At 74.2% G+C, this 15,900-nt stretch carries 14 protein-coding genes; 6 read left to right on the forward strand and 8 right to left on the reverse strand.

Features of this window, described 5'->3' with window-relative positions; translation table 11 throughout:
* The first annotated feature begins 193 nt into the window (after positions 1-193).
* Positions 194-1,225 carry an extracellular catalytic domain type 2 short-chain-length polyhydroxyalkanoate depolymerase gene (locus tag ACLQ25_RS16645; protein ID WP_425731778.1) on the forward strand — a complete coding sequence of 344 codons (1,032 nt, stop codon included), beginning with the start codon at positions 194-196 and terminating at the stop codon, positions 1,223-1,225.
* Between the two features lie 12 nt (positions 1,226-1,237).
* Here ACLQ25_RS16645 and ACLQ25_RS16650 read toward each other — a convergent pair whose 3' ends face one another.
* The 7 genes from ACLQ25_RS16650 to ACLQ25_RS16680 form a co-directional block, all read right to left on the reverse strand.
* Positions 1,238-2,668 (reverse strand): DUF6297 family protein, encoded by a 1,431-nt coding sequence (locus ACLQ25_RS16650; RefSeq protein WP_425731779.1) that lies wholly within the window; start codon positions 2,666-2,668, stop codon positions 1,238-1,240.
* The gene (locus ACLQ25_RS16655) at positions 2,665-3,288 is read right to left on the reverse strand and encodes an ABC transporter ATP-binding protein (protein WP_355049939.1); all 624 of its coding nucleotides are present in this window, start codon (positions 3,286-3,288) and stop codon (positions 2,665-2,667) included. The genes ACLQ25_RS16650 and ACLQ25_RS16655 overlap by 4 nt, the downstream gene beginning before the upstream one ends.
* Before the next feature lie 72 nt (positions 3,289-3,360).
* Complete coding sequence (locus ACLQ25_RS16660; protein WP_425731780.1) at positions 3,361-5,760, reverse strand: tetratricopeptide repeat protein; 2,400 nt, start codon at positions 5,758-5,760, stop codon at positions 3,361-3,363.
* Positions 5,757-7,523: a hypothetical protein gene (locus tag ACLQ25_RS16665; protein WP_425731781.1), complete on the reverse strand. Its 1,767-nt coding sequence runs from the start codon at positions 7,521-7,523 to the stop codon at positions 5,757-5,759. The genes ACLQ25_RS16660 and ACLQ25_RS16665 overlap by 4 nt, the downstream gene beginning before the upstream one ends.
* Positions 7,520-8,794 (reverse strand): hypothetical protein, encoded by a 1,275-nt coding sequence (locus ACLQ25_RS16670; RefSeq protein ID WP_425731782.1) that lies wholly within the window; start codon positions 8,792-8,794, stop codon positions 7,520-7,522. The genes ACLQ25_RS16665 and ACLQ25_RS16670 overlap by 4 nt, the downstream gene beginning before the upstream one ends.
* Complete coding sequence (locus tag ACLQ25_RS16675; protein ID WP_425731783.1) at positions 8,791-9,423, reverse strand: ATP-binding cassette domain-containing protein; 633 nt, start codon at positions 9,421-9,423, stop codon at positions 8,791-8,793. Before ACLQ25_RS16675 ends, ACLQ25_RS16670 begins: the two co-directional genes overlap by 4 nt.
* Positions 9,424-9,513: 90 nt before the next feature.
* Complete coding sequence (locus ACLQ25_RS16680; protein WP_425731784.1) at positions 9,514-10,491, reverse strand: helix-turn-helix transcriptional regulator; 978 nt, start codon at positions 10,489-10,491, stop codon at positions 9,514-9,516.
* 44 nt (positions 10,492-10,535) lie between these two features.
* Between ACLQ25_RS16680 and ACLQ25_RS16685 the strand changes: the two genes are divergently transcribed.
* From ACLQ25_RS16685 to ACLQ25_RS16705, 5 genes are read left to right on the forward strand one after another with little or no spacing between them, the layout of a single operon-like run.
* On the forward strand, positions 10,536-11,015 hold the full coding sequence (locus ACLQ25_RS16685; RefSeq protein ID WP_425731785.1) for a hypothetical protein: 480 nt from the start codon (positions 10,536-10,538) through the stop codon (positions 11,013-11,015).
* On the forward strand, positions 11,015-11,476 hold the full coding sequence (locus ACLQ25_RS16690; protein WP_425731786.1) for a hypothetical protein: 462 nt from the start codon (positions 11,015-11,017) through the stop codon (positions 11,474-11,476). Before ACLQ25_RS16685 ends, ACLQ25_RS16690 begins: the two co-directional genes overlap by 1 nt.
* A 10-nt stretch (positions 11,477-11,486) precedes the next feature.
* Positions 11,487-12,014: a PH domain-containing protein gene (locus ACLQ25_RS16695; RefSeq protein WP_425731787.1), complete on the forward strand. Its 528-nt coding sequence runs from the start codon at positions 11,487-11,489 to the stop codon at positions 12,012-12,014.
* A gap of 58 nt (positions 12,015-12,072) precedes the next feature.
* Positions 12,073-13,563: a flavin-containing monooxygenase gene (locus ACLQ25_RS16700; protein ID WP_425731788.1), complete on the forward strand. Its 1,491-nt coding sequence runs from the start codon at positions 12,073-12,075 to the stop codon at positions 13,561-13,563.
* On the forward strand, positions 13,550-14,422 hold the full coding sequence (locus ACLQ25_RS16705; protein WP_425731789.1) for an SDR family NAD(P)-dependent oxidoreductase: 873 nt from the start codon (positions 13,550-13,552) through the stop codon (positions 14,420-14,422). The genes ACLQ25_RS16700 and ACLQ25_RS16705 overlap by 14 nt, the downstream gene beginning before the upstream one ends.
* Here the strand turns inward: ACLQ25_RS16705 and ACLQ25_RS16710 are convergent, their stop codons facing one another.
* Positions 14,423-15,892, reverse strand: coding sequence for a cryptochrome/photolyase family protein (locus tag ACLQ25_RS16710; protein ID WP_425731790.1), 1,470 nt, complete (start codon positions 15,890-15,892; stop codon positions 14,423-14,425).
* Positions 15,893-15,900: the final 8 nt, after the last annotated feature.

The following is a 15,900-nucleotide window of genomic DNA, read 5'->3' on the forward strand; positions in this document are numbered from 1 at the left end:
GCCCCATTTTCGGGGCAGCTCGACAGGGTCCGGATGGGACCTCGGCAAGCGCGTCACCACGACCCTCGTGGGTGGGCAGCGCACACAACGGCATCGACAAGCGTGTCGGTCGGGCTCATGTCAGGTGTGGTCCACGTCACGGTAGCTTCGGCGCGCGTCGACGCCCCCGCCGGCGCTGCCGAGGAGAGCGTCCATGACCACACCGCGCCGAGCCGCCACCGCCCTGACCGCCGTCCTGCTGCTGATCCTGACCGTCGCGGCCCCCGCCCAGGCCGCCACCCCCGCCACCACGCCTCCGGTGTCCGGGTCGCTGGGCACCTACAACATCTCCGGGGTGTACGTGGCCGGGGTGTCCTCCGGCGGCTACATGGCCACCCAGCTGCACGTCGCCTACTCGTCCCGGATCCGCGGCGCGGCCGTCTTCGCCGCCGGCCCCTACTACTGCTCCCAGAACACCGTCGCCCAGGCGCTCTACGGCTGCGGTGACAGCATCTACCCGACGAACGTGTCGGCGCTGGAGGCGTACACCCGCACCTGGGCGTCGTACGGCTGGGTCGATCCGGTCGGCAACCTCTCCGGCGATCCGGTGTACGTGTTCCACGGCAACAATGACACCGCCGTCGAGAGGTCCGTCACCGACGACCTGGTCCGCTACTACCAGCGCTTTGGTGCCAGCGTGCAGTACGACAGCGGCTCGGCCGCCGGTCACTCGTGGGTAACCCCGTACGGCACGCTGGGGTGTACGGCGACCGCGTCGCCCTACCTGAACGACTGCGGCACCGACCCGCAGAACGCCCTGCTGCGCAAGCTGCTCGGCGGGGTCAACGCGCGCAACACGGGAGCGCTGGGCGGCACGCTCGTGCGCTTCGGCCAGAACACGTTCGCGGTCAACGGCTGGGCCAACGGGTTGAGCATGGACGCCAACGGCTACGCGTACGTCCCGTCGGCGTGCGCGGCCGGCCAGTCGTGCCGGCTGCTGGTCGCGCTGCACGGCTGTGTGCAGGGGGCTGGGTCGGTGGGTACGGCGTTCGTCGACCGGGCCAACCTCAACCAGTACGCGGACACCAACAACCTGGTCGTGCTCTATCCGCAGGCGGGTACGGCTCTGAGCAACCCCAACGGCTGCTGGGACTGGTGGGGCTATCTGGGCGCGACCAATTTCCCGATCAAGGGCGGTGCCCAGCTCGAAACGATCATGAACATGGTCCGCCGCCTGGACGGCTGACGGCGACGGCCGTCAGCCCAGGAACAGTTGGAGCAGGACGACAACGGCGAGCAGCGCCGGCCCCCGGGAACCCTGCCGCAGCAGGTCGACCGGGACCATTCCGAACGGGGTGTTGACCGTCGCGCCACCGTAGTCGATCGGCGGGCGGGTGCCGGCCCGGAAGGCGGCGGCCACCACCCCGAGCACCAGCGTCGGCGCGAGCCAGGCCGGGCCGGCGTCGACGCTGGGCAGGCTCGGCAGGGTCAGCAGCCACCACAGGCCCGCGCCGATCGCCGGCACCACCACGTGGATGCCGCGCAGGAGCGCGTCGCTGCCGCCGAGCGCCCGGCGTAGCCCGGCCGACCGGCTGACCGCGCGCAGCCCGCCGGTCAGCCGGTCGACGGCGAGGTAGGCGAACACCACCTGCGCGGCCCCGGCCAGGCCGGGCAGGGCGAGCGCGGCCGCGTACTGGACACCGACGAGACCCGCCCAGATCAGCAGGGCGCTGGGGTGCCGGCGCAGTCGTCGGACGTCCGCCTGGAGCAACGCCCACCAGCCCGGACCGGGCAGGAACCGGCTGCTGCGGACCCGGCCGACCCGCCGCCAACGACGGCTCTCCACCAGGCCGGTCAGCAGGCTCGGGTCGAGCAGGATCGTGGCCGTGGCGGCGGCGTTGGCGAACTGCGCGCCGGTGGTCAGGGTGGCCCGGTCGACGAGGGGCAGCGCGCGTACCGCCAACACCGTGGCGACGACCGCGAGCGGCACGGCGACGGCGACCAGCGCGATCGTCGGCGTCGACGACGGCCGGGGCAGTCCCTCGCCGAGGCGGCCGGTGAGCACCACGACGGCGGTGATGACCGCCGCGACCACCATCGGGACCGCGCCGGCCAGGGCCGGCCACCGCCGTCCCGTCCGGCTGCTCTGGGCGACGACGCTGAGCGCCAGCGTGGCGGCGCCCCATCCCGCGCCGGCGACGGCCGCCCACCCCAGGGTCGCCGGGTCGCTGACACCGCCGAGCGCCGCCACGGCCACCCCGAGCGCGGCGGTGCCCACCGCCGCGCCCGCCACCAGGACCGCGAGGCGCGGCGCCAGCCAGGCCCGCCGATCGATCGGCGCGCTGGTCACCCAGCTCTGCGTGGCCGGGGTGACCAGCAGCGGGCCGAACGCGCGCAGGCCGCGCCAGACGAGCCCGGCGCCGGCGAGCAGCGCGGCGAGGGCCAGCCACCACCGCACGCCCGGCTCGGCCTGGCCCACGGTGGGGGAGTCCAGCATGTTGCGGCTGGCGCTGATCCCGAACCAGCCGTACATGCCCAGGAACAAAACCATGACGTAGGCGTCGCCCAGCACATCGCCGAGCGAGTGCTCGTGGTGGCGGCGGCGGGCGCGGCGCAGGTGCGTACGGACCTGTCGGGCCGTGGGCAGCCCGGCGGGCGCTTCGGCGATCGTGGTCGGCGCGGCCGTCACCGGCCGATCTCGATCCGCTCGTCCACGACCGCGTCGATCAGCTCCGGGTCGTGCGAGGCCATCAGCACGGTGGTGCCGGCGTCGCGTTCGCGCCGCAGCCGGTCGGCGAGCCACTGCCGTCCGGCGACGTCGAGGCGCTGCTCCGGCTCGTCGAGGATCAGCACCCGACGCGGCCGGACGAAGCAGGACGCCAGCGCGAGCCGGCGGCGCTGCCCGCTGGACAGGGTGACCGGGAGTTGATCACGGGCCGGTTCCAGGCCCAGCTCGGTGAGCACCTCCTCGACCGGCTCGGCGTTGCCCCCGTGGGCGTACGCGACAAGCTCCAGGTGCTCGACCACGGACAGGTCGGGGAAGAAGTCGATGTCGTCCAGGGCGGCGGCCACCAGTGAGCGCACCTGTGGGTCGGTCTCGTCGGCCCGGTACCCGTGCACCCGCACCTCGCCCGCGTCCGGCCGGTCGGCGCCCACCACGCAGCGCAGCAGAGTCGTCTTGCCGCTGCCGTTGGGGCCCAGCACCACCGCGATCCGACCCGGCGGCAGGGTGAAGGTCACATCGTCGAGCACGACCAGGTTGCCGAAGTTGCGGCTGAGTCCCCGCACCGAGAGAGCGTCCACGGTCACACACTCTCCCAGACCGACGCCACCGGCCACGACGAGCGATCGACATCACGCCGGCCCGGGGGGACACACCGCTCAGGGGGTGGCCGGCGGCGCTTCGACGTCGTGTACCAGGCGTTCGTCGGCGGCGGCCAGCGCCCGGTCGTCGCCGACCTCCTCGGCCACCGTCGCCGCGTCCGCCCACAGCCGCCGCGCGTCGGAGCGGTCGCCCAGCGCGGCGGCGGCGTCGCCCAGGTAGAGCAGGGTACGCCCCAGCCCCGCCGTGGGCCGGACGTCCTCGCGTAGCCGTCGGCTCTCGGCCAGCAGCTCGTACGCCGTCCGCGCCTGCCCCGGCGCGCTGGTCAGCAGCGTCGCGCCCGCGTTGAGCAGCGCCGCGGCGCGGCTGGTCGTGTCGTTGACCGACTCGTACTCGCGCAGCGCGGCCCGCCAGGCCTGCGCCGCGTCCAGGTGCTCGCCGAGGCTGGCGTGCACCAGCACCAGGTTGGTCAGCGCGGCGGCGTAACCGCGCGCGTCACCCACCGACCGGAACGTGTTCGCCGCCCGCACCAGATGGTGGTGCGCGGCGTCCAGCTCGCCCCGGGCCAGCTGCGCCGCGCCGAGGCCCAGCTGGGTGAGGGCGTGCCCGGCCCGGTCCGCGGACGAGCGGTGCCGGCGGGACAGCTCCAGGTGCTCCACCGCGTCGTCGAGTTGCCCCAGGTCGAGCAGCGCCAGGCCGAGGTTCATCCGCGCCTGGGCGGTGCCCCGCCGGCCGCGTTCGGCCACCGCGAGCGTGAGCGCCGCCGCCGCCCCCTGCGGGTCGTGCCGACGTCGGCGCAGCACGCCCAGCTCGTTGTGCGCCCAGCCGGCGATCTCCGGTCGGTCGTCGGCCGTCGGGGTGGCCAGGACCGTGCGGCACACCTGCTCCCACTCGTCGAGCCGTTCGACGTGGGCGAGCCACCCGCAGAGCGCCACGGCCAACCGGAACCACCACCGGCGTACCCGTCGGGGCAGCGTCTCGGCCGCCCCGGCGGGCACCCGGACGACCGCGAGCAGCAAATCCTGGTGTAGGTCGAACCAGCCGTACGGGTCGTCGTCCAGCGGCAACGACCACTCCCGGTCCGGCGGGGAGCCCAGCACGGTCAGGTTGGCGGCGTGCCGTTCCGCCCGCCGGGCCAGATGCCGGGTGAGCCGGGCCTGCGCGGCGACCCGGGAACGGGCCGGATCGGCGTCGCGCAGGTGCAGGCGGGCGTTCGCGGCGAGTAGCGGACGGACCTCGTACCGGTCGCCGGGGGCGCCGACCACGAACGCGGCGGCGGCCAACTGGTCCAGCAGCCCGGTGATCCGCTCGGGGTGCCGGCGGGCCAGGGCCGCGATGGTCGGCCGGTCCACCGGGGCGGGAGCCAGCGACATCAGGCGGTACAGCCGGCGGGCCTCGCGGGTCAACGCCCGGTAGGCGGTGTCCCGTTCGGTGACGAGCTGGGCCGCCGGCGAGACGGCGACCCGCTGGTGCGGCGGGGTGCGCACCGCCCGGCGCAGCGCGTCCAGGACGTCGACGTGCCGCCAGCCGTGCTGGGCTGTGCGGTAGCCGAGCGCGCGGACGGTGCGCGGCTGCCGGCCGCACAGGTCGACGATCTCGCGCACCGCCGGATCGGTACGGGGGTCGGCGCGGCGGACCCGGGCGGCCGGGGCGGCGCCGCCGGCGGCGGCGAACAGTTCGACCGCCTCGTCCGGGCCGGGCTCGGCGATCCAGTGCTCCACCACTCCGTTCAATCCGCTGAGCGCGGGTCCGCCGGCCAGCAGCAGCCGGCAGGTGCGCGCGGTCGGCGGTAGCAGCGCGCGGACCTGCTCGGGCCGGTCGACGTTGTCCAGGACCAGCAGGATCTTGCGACCGTCGACCTTGCGGCGGATCGCGGCGGCCGCGGCCGCGAGGGCGTCCGGCCGACCGGACGCCGGTGGCGCGCTGCCCAGGACCCCCGCCAACGCGGTGAGCACCTGCCGGGGAGAACGGGGTCGACCGCCCCGGCGCAGGTCGAAGTGGTACTGCCCGTCCGGGAAGTCCGCCCGGCACAGGTTCGCCGCCTCAATGGCGCAGGCCGACGTGCCCACCGCCCGCCGGCCCAGCACCGCCACGGCGTGCTCGCGCCCGAGCAGGTCCAGCACCGCCCGCACGTGCTCGTCGCGGCCGGTGAACCCCGCCGTGTACGGCAGGGTCGGCACATCCTCGGCCGGCGTGCTGACCACCTCGGTGGGCTCCGGACCGGTCTCCCGCCCGGCCCGGCGCTGATGCGCGTACACCGCGAAGCCGATCGCGCCGACGAGCCCGACCACGATGCTCGCCGGGCCGAGCAGCTCGGCGGCCGGGCCGAGCGCGCTGCTCACCAGCTCGGAGAGCAGGTTGATGCCCACGTTGCCGAGCACCCCGCCGAGCAGCGAGAAGACGGCGGCGAGCAGCGGCCACCTCGGCCCTCGACCGGGTGCCCCGGCAGGGCGGGTCACCGTACGCCCCCGGAGACCAGGCCGGCGACGAGTTGCCGCCGGGCGAGGACCATGAGCGCCACCGGCAGCACCGAGGCGAGCACCGAACCGGCGGCCAGGACCCCGCTGTTGGACACGAAGCCGCGGCTCTGCCCGGCCAGGAACAACCCGAGCGGAGTGGCCTCCGGGCCGCTGAACAGCAGGCCCACCGCCAGGTCGTTCCAGACCTGGACGAACTCCAGCACGGAGACGGCGACCACGGCCGGCAGGTTGTGCCGGGCCAGTCGACGAAGCGTGCCCCACCAGCGCCGGCCGCCCAGCCGAGCGCCGCGTACCTGGTCGGCAGGCAGGTCGGCGAACGCGTTACGCAGCACCAGCACCGCGAACGGCACCCCCAGCGCCACGTGCACCAGCGCCAACCCGCGTGCGGTACCGGAGGAGAGCACCAGGCCGAGCACCTCGTTGACCGGCCCGGCGATTACCTGCACCGGGACGACGGTGGCGGCCATCAGCAGCAGACCGGTCGCCTGTGCGGCCGGCCCGGTCAGCCACGCCAGCGGGTACGCGGCCAGCAGCCCGACGACGAGAACCGTCGCGGTGACGACGGTGGCCAGCAGCAGGGTGAAGCCGAGCGCCCGCCACAACTCGCCGCCGCCGAGCAGGGCCGCGTAGGAGCCCGCGCCGGGCGGGGCCGACCACCAGCCCTGCGCGGCGGCGTCGACCTGCCCGTGCGCGGAGGTCGCCAGCAGCACCACCAGCGGAAAGAGCCAGGCCACCGCGGCGGCGGCGGCGAGCACCCGGAACAGTCGGCGCGGCGGCAGCGTCGGAGCCGCGTCGGGCGTCGCCTCGACGCGCGGCGGCGGCCACGCCTGGCGGACGAAGAACGCCGCCACCAGCATTCCGGCGCCCACCGCCGCCAGCCAGACGACGCCGAGCGCGGCGCCCTGCCCGGTGGTGGTGCCGCCCGAGGTCTGCCAGACCCGCAGGGCGAGCACCGCCGCGTCGTCGCGGACCGACCCGGGCGTCATGACCAGGATCAGGTCGAAGGTGCGGCTCGTGCCGAGCGCCACCAGGGCGAAGACCACCGCGACGGTACGCAACAACAGCGGTCGCCACTGCGCGTCCCACAGGACGTGTCGCCGGCCGCCGCCGTAGGCGCGTACCGCGTCGGCCAGGCTCGGCGGTACACGGTCCAGCGCGGCCCGGAAGACCAGCACGGCCAGCCCCACCCACGCCCAGACGAACGCCGACATCAACGCCACCGTGACCAGGCCCGGCCCGAGCAGTTGCGGGGCGTCCTCGGCCCAGCGGCCGGTGACCCGAGCCGCGAGCAGGGTCACCAGGCCACGGGTCGGGTCGGGGTCGTACATGAGCCGGAAGGTCACGCCGGTGACGACCAGCGGCAACGCCACCGGCACCAGCAGGATCAGGCGGACCAGGCCACCCTCCTGGGAGCGGCGCGACACGACGGCGAACAGGTAGCCCAACGCCGTCACCACGGCCGGCACCAGCACCGCCCACAGCACCGTACGGCCGACCACCGCGCCGGTGTGCGGCGCGGCGAGGGCGGCCCGGAAGTGCTCCGCGCCGACCCAGCGACCGTCGGTGGTGACGCTGGCGTGCAGCGTGCGCAGCACCGGCCACAGCACCAGCGCCCCGAGCAGCAGCGCGGCCGGCAGCAGCAGCGCGGAGGTCGCACCGGCCGCCGGGTAGGCCCGGCCCCGGCGCGGCGGGCCGACGTCGTCGAGCACCGTCAGCTCGCCGAGCACCCGGGTCTCGCTCACCGGTCACCGTCCGCGTCGCGGGCCGCCGCGGCGAGCTGTCGGGTGGCGTCGTCGATCGCCCGGCGGGCCGGCACGCCGCCGGTGACGTCGGCGAAGAAGTCCTGCATGATGCGCCAGATGCCGACGCCGTCCGAGCCGGTGAACGCCCCCGGCAACTGGTCGGAGAGGTCGAAGTGCAGGGTGTCCGGACCGCGCATCTCGCGGGCCAGTTGCCGGCGGACGGGGTCGGCGTACTCGGTCAGCGCGATGGTGGTGTTCGGCGACAGGTAGCCGCCGGCCCGCAGCCAGGGACCGAACGCGTCGGCCCGGGTCAACCACTCGACCAGCTCCAGTCCGCCCCGGTCGTGGTCGAAGGCCACCGCGACGTCGCCGCCGACGATCAGCGCGCCGCTGCCCGCCCCGGCGCTCGGGAAGCGGAAGGTGACCGGCTCCTCGGGCCCGCTGCGGAACCGGCCCACCACCTCGGCGGTGAAGTCGGCCTCGAAGACCATCACCGCCCGCCGTGAGCGCACCACCTGGATCACCGACTCCTCGTACTGGGTGAGCAGGGCACGTTTGCCACCGCCGGGGAACGCGCCGTCGATGCTCCACAGCTCGGCGAGCCGGTCCAGGGTGTCGCGCACCGCCCGGCCCTGCCAGTCACCCTCGGCCGCGGCGAGGGCGTCGTAGGCGGTGGGCGCGAGGTCGGCCAGCACGTTCTCGAACCAGTCGGTGAGGACCCAGCCGTCCGCCGCGCCGATGGCCAGGGGCGCCGGACCGCCGTCGCGGGCGAGCGCGCCGAGGCGGCGGGTCAGCGAGACCAGTGCGTCCCAGCTCGTCGGCGGCTCGGGCAGCATCGAGGGCAGATGCCACACCAGGGACTTGTGCGCGGCCTTGACCCACAGGCCGTAGCGCTGCCCCTCGGCGATCAGCAGGTCGCCGAGGCCGATCGGCACCGCGTACTCGGTCGACGGTCGCACCGGGCGCAGCCACCCCCGCGCGGCGTACTCGGTGACCAGGCCGGGACGCGACAGGATCGCCACGTCCGGCGAGGTGCCCGCGAGGTGCCGGGCGCGCAGGAACGCGTCGATGTCGTTGCCGGCGCTGACCACCCGCACCGGAGCGGGGTACGCGGCCACGACCTCGCGGAAGCGGTCCAGCTCGCCGCCGCTCCAGACCACCGCCACCTGTACCGAGCGGGTGCCGCCGCCGCACCCGGTCGCGGTGGCCGCCGCGCCGACGGCGGCGGCGCGCAGCAGCGTACGACGGGTGAGGCCGCCGGCCCGCGTCACCGTGGGACCTCGACGGGCTCGGTGACCAGGCGGTGCCGCGTCGGGATCTCGGCCAGGGTGGACGGATCGGCGGTGCAGACGAGCGTGGCGACCCCCGGCGTTTCCGACGGGGCGAGTCGGGGCAGCAGGTCGCCGAGGCGGCTGCCGCCAGCGGGGTCGACGGGTAGGTCGACGACGAGCACCTCAGGCAGGCAGACGGCGGCCCGGGCCAGCGCGACCCGGAACCGCTGCGCGTCGGAGAGCACGTGCGGGAGCAGGTCGAGCGTCGGCGCCAACTCCAGCCGCTCCACCACCGTCGCCGTCCAGTCGTCGGCCATCTCGTGCACTCGTTCACGTTTGCGTTGGCCGTACTCGATGTTGCGACGCACGGTGAGCTGCGGCAACAGCGCGCCGCCCGCCGGCACGTAGCCGATCTGCCGGCGCGGCGGCGGCAGGCCCGTGACGTCCCGCTCGGCCACCATGATCCGACCGGTGACCGGGGCGGCCAGGCCGGCCAGTACCCGGGCCACGGCCGTGCCGACCCGGGGCGGCGCGACCAGCGCGGCCGTCTCGCCGGCCGCGACGTCGAGGGTGACCGGCCCGGTGCCGGGGACGGCGACCAGCGCGCGTAGTCGTAGCGTTGCCCTCACCTCCGGTGACCGCTGGCGACCGTCCCAGGGTGGCACACGTGGCCGACAGTCGATGTCCCGCCGATCTTCCACTGTGGAGGCGACAGGCACCTACCGGGGGCCGTAGAGGGCAGCCAGGCCGGCGGCCGTGGCGGCCAGGAGTTCGCGGAGCGCGACCGGGGTCAGCACCTCCACCTCGGCGCCGAGGCGCAGCAGATCGCCGTGGGCGTGGGTCAACGACTCGATCGGCAGCACGGCGGTCACCCAACCCTGGGCGTCGGCGGGACCGGCACTGGCGTCCACGGCGGCCACCACCGGATCACTGCCGATCTCCCGCAGCCGCTCCCGGCCGGCGGGGGACAGGCGTACGGTGGCCTCGTCCTGGTGCAGTCGGGCGCGGAACCGCACCACGTGCTCGCGCCACCAGGCCGGCAGGTCGAAGTCGGCCGGCCGGTCGAACTCCTCAGCCAGCGAGGTCAGCGCGAGGATCTGGTTGACCCGGTAGGTCGCCGGCTCGGACCGGCCCGGTTGCGTGGCCACCACGTACCACCGGCCGCCCTTGAGCACCAGGCCGTACGGCTCCAGCACCCGGGTCACCTCACCCCGCCAACCGCGGTAACGCACCCGCACGCGCTGCTGCCGCCAGACGGCCTCGGCCGTGCGGGCCAGCTCGGGGGAGGCGTCGCCGTCCGCGTACCAGCCGGGTGTGTCCAGGTGAAAGCGCTGCTGGAGCTGGTTGGCCCGGTCGCGCAACGGCATCGGCAGCGCCTCGTGCAGCTTGAGTCGCAGCGCCGCCACCACGTCGCCGTAGCCCAACTCGTCGGCGGGGCCGGGCAGCCCGGCCAGGAAGAGCCGCTCCGCCTCCTCGGCGGTCAGGCCGGTCAGCCGGGTCCGCCAACCGTCGACGAGCTGGTAACCGCCGGCGTGCCCGGCCTCCCCGTAGAGCGGAATGCCGGCGGCGTGCAGCGACTCCACGTCGCGGTAGATGGTGCGTGGGGAGACGGACAGCCGCTCGGCGAGCTGGGCGGCGGTCAGCCGGCCGTGCGACTGAAGCAGCAGCAGGACGGAAATGAGTCGACTGGCCCGCACTCCACTGACACTAGCTGTCAGCGAAGTGGTCCTACCGTCCCGGCATGGCATTCGACGACAAGGATCTACGCACGCTGGAGCCGATCGTGGTGGACGGTTGGCAGCTCAAGCGTTACCACATCGACCAGCCGGGGCAGCCGATCGAGCCGGCGGTGGAGAAGGCGGCATACGACGTACTGCCGGCGCTGCTGGCCCGCGCGGTGCGTGACGACACGCCGGCCGCCGGGTGGGTGGTGCTGCACCGGGGCGCGGACACCGGCGCCTACCTGCTGGCGTACACCTGGGTGTGGGACAACGCGTTGCAGGTGCACATCGCGGTGGCCGGTCAGCCGGTGCTGGACTGCCCGGACGACGACCCGACCCACTTCGTCGAGCTGGCTCGGCGCGAGGTCGGCTGCGTCTGGGAGTTGGGGGTGCTGGAGCACGAGCGGGCCGCCTGGGTCCGGCACCTGCTGGCCCCGGAGACCCCCGACCTGGCCGGCTATCTGGGCGACTCGCGAGCGGAAGGGCCGGTCGGCCACTGATGGGCGACTTCGACTTCTACGTGGGCACCTGGAACGTGGTCAACCGGCGGCTCCGCGAACGGCTGACCGGCTGCGACGAGTGGGACGAGTTCCCCGGCGTGTCGGTGGCGCGCAGCTTCTTCGGCGGGGGCGGCAACTTCGACGAGATCACCTTTCCCACCAGGGGTTTCTCCGGTGCCACGATCAGAATCTTCGACCCGGCGAGCGAGCAGTGGTCGATCTACTGGATGAACAGCGGTCGCGGCGAGTTGGAGCAGCCGCCGGTGGTGGGTCGTTTCGTCGACGGGGTCGGCCGCTTCTACGCCGACGACCGGCACGAGGGGCGTCCGGTGCGGTGCCGGTTCATCTGGTCCGGGATCACCGCGACGACAGCCCGGTGGGAGCAGGCGTTCTCGGTCGACGGCGAAGGCACCTGGGAGACGAACTGGATCATGGAATCGACGCGAGCGTCCATGGACTAGCCTGCGGGTCGTGCGCAGGTGGCGGCGGGTGGATCCGTGGGGTTTCTGGCAGGCGTTCACCGGGTTCATGGTGGTGCTCGGATCGGTGGTGGGCCTGGCGGTGCTGGCCGGCGTCGGGTTGGCGCTGCTGCGCGGCGACCTCGACCCGCGCGACGACGTCGGCGTGTTGACCGTGTTTCCCTTCGTCGGGTTGTGGTTGACGGGGGTCACCCGCCTGTACCTGACCGGGATCTACGTCAATGACGAGGGCGTACGGCTGCGGCACATCGTGCGCACGCGGACGATCCGATGGTCCGAGGTGACCGGGTTCGAGGCGCGTCCCGCGCGGTTACTCGGCGGGCCCTCCGTGCGCCTCGCCTGCTGGGTGCGGACGACCGACGGCGCGTTCGAGTCGTCGGTGCAGCGGCGTTCCCGCAAGGGAAGCTGGCGCAAGGAGCCCGGGCCGGTGCTCTCCCCGGACGACTTCGACGGGATGCTCGCCCGGCTCGACGCCGAACGGGCCTCCCACCGCCCCGGCCCGCAGGTGGCCCGGCGCTAGTTAACGGCCGTTCGGTCGCGGTGTTAGGGTCCGTTCACCGCCCCGCATGGAGGAAGCGATGCCCTCCGACCACGTCGACGTGCTCATCATCGGCGCCGGCCTGTCCGGCGTCGGCGCCGCCTGCCACCTGCGCCGCGACTGCCCCGACAAGACGTACGCGGTGCTGGAGGCGCGCGACGCCGTCGGCGGCACCTGGGACCTGTTCCGCTACCCGGGCGTCCGGTCCGACTCGGACATGTTCACCCTCGGCTACTCGTTCAAGCCGTGGACCGACGCGCGGTCGATCGCCGACGGCGCGAGCATCCTCGAGTACGTGCGCGAAACGGCCCGGGAGTACGACGTGCAGCGGCACATCCGCTTCTCCCACCGGGTGACGCGCGCCGAGTGGGACAGCGACGCCGCCCGCTGGACGGTGTACGCCGAGCGCACCGACACCGCCGAAACGGTGGTGCTGACCTGCTCGTTCCTGTTCGCCTGCACCGGCTACTACCGATACGACGAGGGATACACGCCCACTCTGCCGGGCGTCGACGCGTACGCCGGGCGGTTGGTGCACCCGCAGCACTGGCCGGACGACCTCGACCACGCCGGCAAGCGGGTGGTGGTGATCGGCAGCGGCGCGACCGCCGTGACGTTGGTGCCGGCCCTGGCGCGGCGGGCCGCCCACGTGACGATGCTGCAACGCTCACCGTCGTACGTCATCGCCCTGGCCGCACGCGACCGGCTGGCCGACGCCCTGCGGCGTCGGCTGCCGGCGGGCGTCGCGTATCCGGTGGTGCGGTGGAAGAACGTGCTGGTGTCCACGGCCACGTTCCAGCTCAGCCGGCGCGCGCCGGGGCTGGTGAAACGGCTGCTGCGCCGGGCCGCGGCGCGCCTGCTGCCGGTCGGGTACGACGTCGACCGGCACTTCTCGCCCCGGTACGACCCGTGGGACCAGCGCCTCTGCGTGGTGCCCGACGGCGATCTCTTCACCGCCGTGTCGGAGCGTCGGGCATCGGTGGTGACCGACACCATCGACACGTTCACCGCCGACGGCCTCCGGTTGGCCTCCGGCGACGAGGTGCGCGCCGACATCGTGGTGACCGCGACCGGGCTCAACCTGCTCGCCCTCGGTGGCCTGACGCTGCGCGTCGACGGTGTCGACGTCGACCTGGCCGGCACCGTCGCCTACAAGGGCATGATGCTCTCCGGGGTGCCGAACTTCGCGCTGACCATCGGCTACACCAACGCGTCGTGGACCCTGAAGGCCGACCTGGTCGCCGGCTACGTCTGCCGGCTGCTGCGCCACCTGGACCGCACCGGCCAGCAGGTCGTCACCCCCCTGCCGCCACCCGGTGACGAGCGGGTGCCGCTGATCGACCTGCGCTCCTCGTACGTGCGGCGCGGTGTCGCCGCCCTGCCGCGCCAGGGCGCGCGGACGCCGTGGCGGCTGCACCAGAACTACGTCCGCGACGTGCTGCTGATGCGGCACGGCCGGCTCGCCGACGAGGGCGTCCGGTTCTCCCGCCGCGCCCGCCAGGGAAGGAGCACCGATCGTGCGGAGGTTTGAGTTCGCCGGCGCGACGGCCGTGGTGACCGGCGCGGCCAGCGGCATCGGCGAAGCACTGGCGCACGGCCTGGCCGACCGGGGCGCTGACCTGGTGCTCCTGGACCGGGCCGGCGAGCGGTTGGACGCGGTCGTCGCCGCCATCGGCGTCACCCACCCGGACCGACGCGTGCACACCTACCGCGTGGACCTCGCCGACGCGGCGGCCACCGCGCGGGTGGCGGCCGAGATCGGCCAGCGTCATCCGCGGATCCGGCTGCTGGTGAACAACGCCGGTGTCGGCCTCGGCGGTCGGTTCGACCAGGTCACGTTCGACGAGTTCAGCTGGGTCATCGAGATCAACTTCCGGGCGGTGGCGCAGGTGACGCACGCGCTGCTGCCCGCGCTCAAGGCCGAACCGGGCGCGCACCTGGTCAACATCTCCAGTCTGTTCGGGCTGATCGCGCCGGCCGGGCAGGTCGCGTACGCGGCGAGCAAGTTCGCCGTCCGGGGCCTCACCGAGGCGCTGCGGCACGAGCTGGTCGACGACGGCATCGGGGTGACGTCGGTGCACCCGGGCGGGATCCGGACCCGGATCACCGAGAACGCCCGCGTCGGCAGCGGCGTGCCGGCCCAGGAGTACGCCGCCGGTCGGGCGCAGTTCGAGAAGCTGCTCACGATCGCTCCGGAGCGGGCCGCCGAGGTGATCCTGCGGGGCGTCGAGCGACGGCGGGGCCGAGTGCTCATCGGCTGGTCGGCGAAGGTGCCCGACCTGCTGGCCCGGATCATGCCGGCGTCGTACCACCGGGTGCTGATGGTCGGCCTGAACCGGGGCGTGGCGCGGCCCGCGCCGGTCCCGCCGCCGGTCGCCGACCCCACCTGATCAGGGCGGGCTGCCGCCGCGCTTCTCCTCCTGGGCCAGCACCGCCTCCCGGTGCTCGGGCTCGTCGCGGCGGTCCAGCTCGGCGGCGAGTCGCGGGTCGGCCACCAACCGCTCCCGGTTGCGGTGCAGGAAGCTCTCGAAACCCCCGGTGTACGGGCAGGCCAGCTCGCCGAGCGCCCGCTCCGGCGCGTACCGGCAGCCGGCGCAGTAGTCGCTGATCTCGTCGATGTCGGTGCCGTCCACCGCGTACGGGCGAGTGTCCACCCTGGCCAGGTCGGCGTACTGGCTCATGCCGATCACGGTCGCGTTCATCACCCAGTCGGTGCCGTCGACGAAGCAGCGCTGGAACCAGTCCGCCACCTCGGCGGGACGCCAACCGCGCTGCAACGCGTAGTTGCCCAGCACGAGCAGCCGGGGGCTCTGGTGCGTCCAGGCCCGGTCACGGACGGCGGCGAGGACGTCGGCCAGACAGCGCGCCTCCACCGCGTCGGCGTCCAGGTCGGCGAACCACTGCGGCATCGGCTCGGTCGCGGTCAGCCAGTTCGCGCCCCGGAACTGCGGCTCGTGGTACCAGTACAACTGCCAGAGGAACTCCCGCCAACCGAGCAGCCCGCGGATGAACGGCTCCACCGCCGTACGGGGGGCGGCACCGGACCGCCACGCCTGCTCGGCGGCGCGCACGGCCGGCTCGGGGTGCAGCAGCCCCAGGTTGAACGACGACGAGAGCGTCGAGTGCGCGAACAGCGGGTCGTCGGCGCTCATCACGTCGGCGTAGCGGCCGAACCCGGGCAGCCGGTGCGCGAGGAAATGCGCCAACCGGGCCTGCGCCTCGTCGTACGTGGCCGGGTACCGCCGGGGACCGTCCCGACCGACGAACCGCACCCCGTCGGCCGCCCACCCGTCAAGGTCGCGGCGGACCTGCGCGTCGATGTCGTCCTCGACGATGGGCGGCGGTGGCGGCGGGGTGGCGGGTACGGCGGGGGCCTCACCGCGTGGGCGGCGCGGCGTCGGGGCGGTCGCGGGGAGCCGGGCCGGCCCGGTCAGCACGTCGTGTCGGCGACGGGCCTGCCGGTAGTAGTCGGCCATCCGCAGCGGACCGCGCCGGGTGCGGTCCGCCCAGCCCGCGAAGTCGGACTGGCTGGTGATGAAACCGCGCGGCGGCAGCACGGTCAGGCCGGGCACCGAATGGGCGAACGCCAGCGCGGCCCGGGAGTGCGGGTGGCACACCTCCACCGGCTCGCCGACCTGTGTCAGCGCCTCGCGGAACGTGTCGGTGCGCAGCAGCAACGCCCGGTCGCCCAGCTCGGCGGCGCGGTGGCGCAGGGCGGAGAGGATCAGGTGCGCCTTCTGCCGGTGCATCGGGCGGCGGCGGAACAGCTCCCGGATCTCGACCAGGAGGACCGGTTGATCGGGGTCGTCGAGGAAATGTGGCCCGAGTTGGTCGGCCAGCAACCATCGGCGGCGTAACATCCCGCAAT

Origin of the sequence: Micromonospora sp. DT44 (assembly GCF_049841635.1) — a bacterium.
Classification (GTDB): Bacteria; Actinomycetota; Actinomycetes; order Mycobacteriales; family Micromonosporaceae; genus Micromonospora.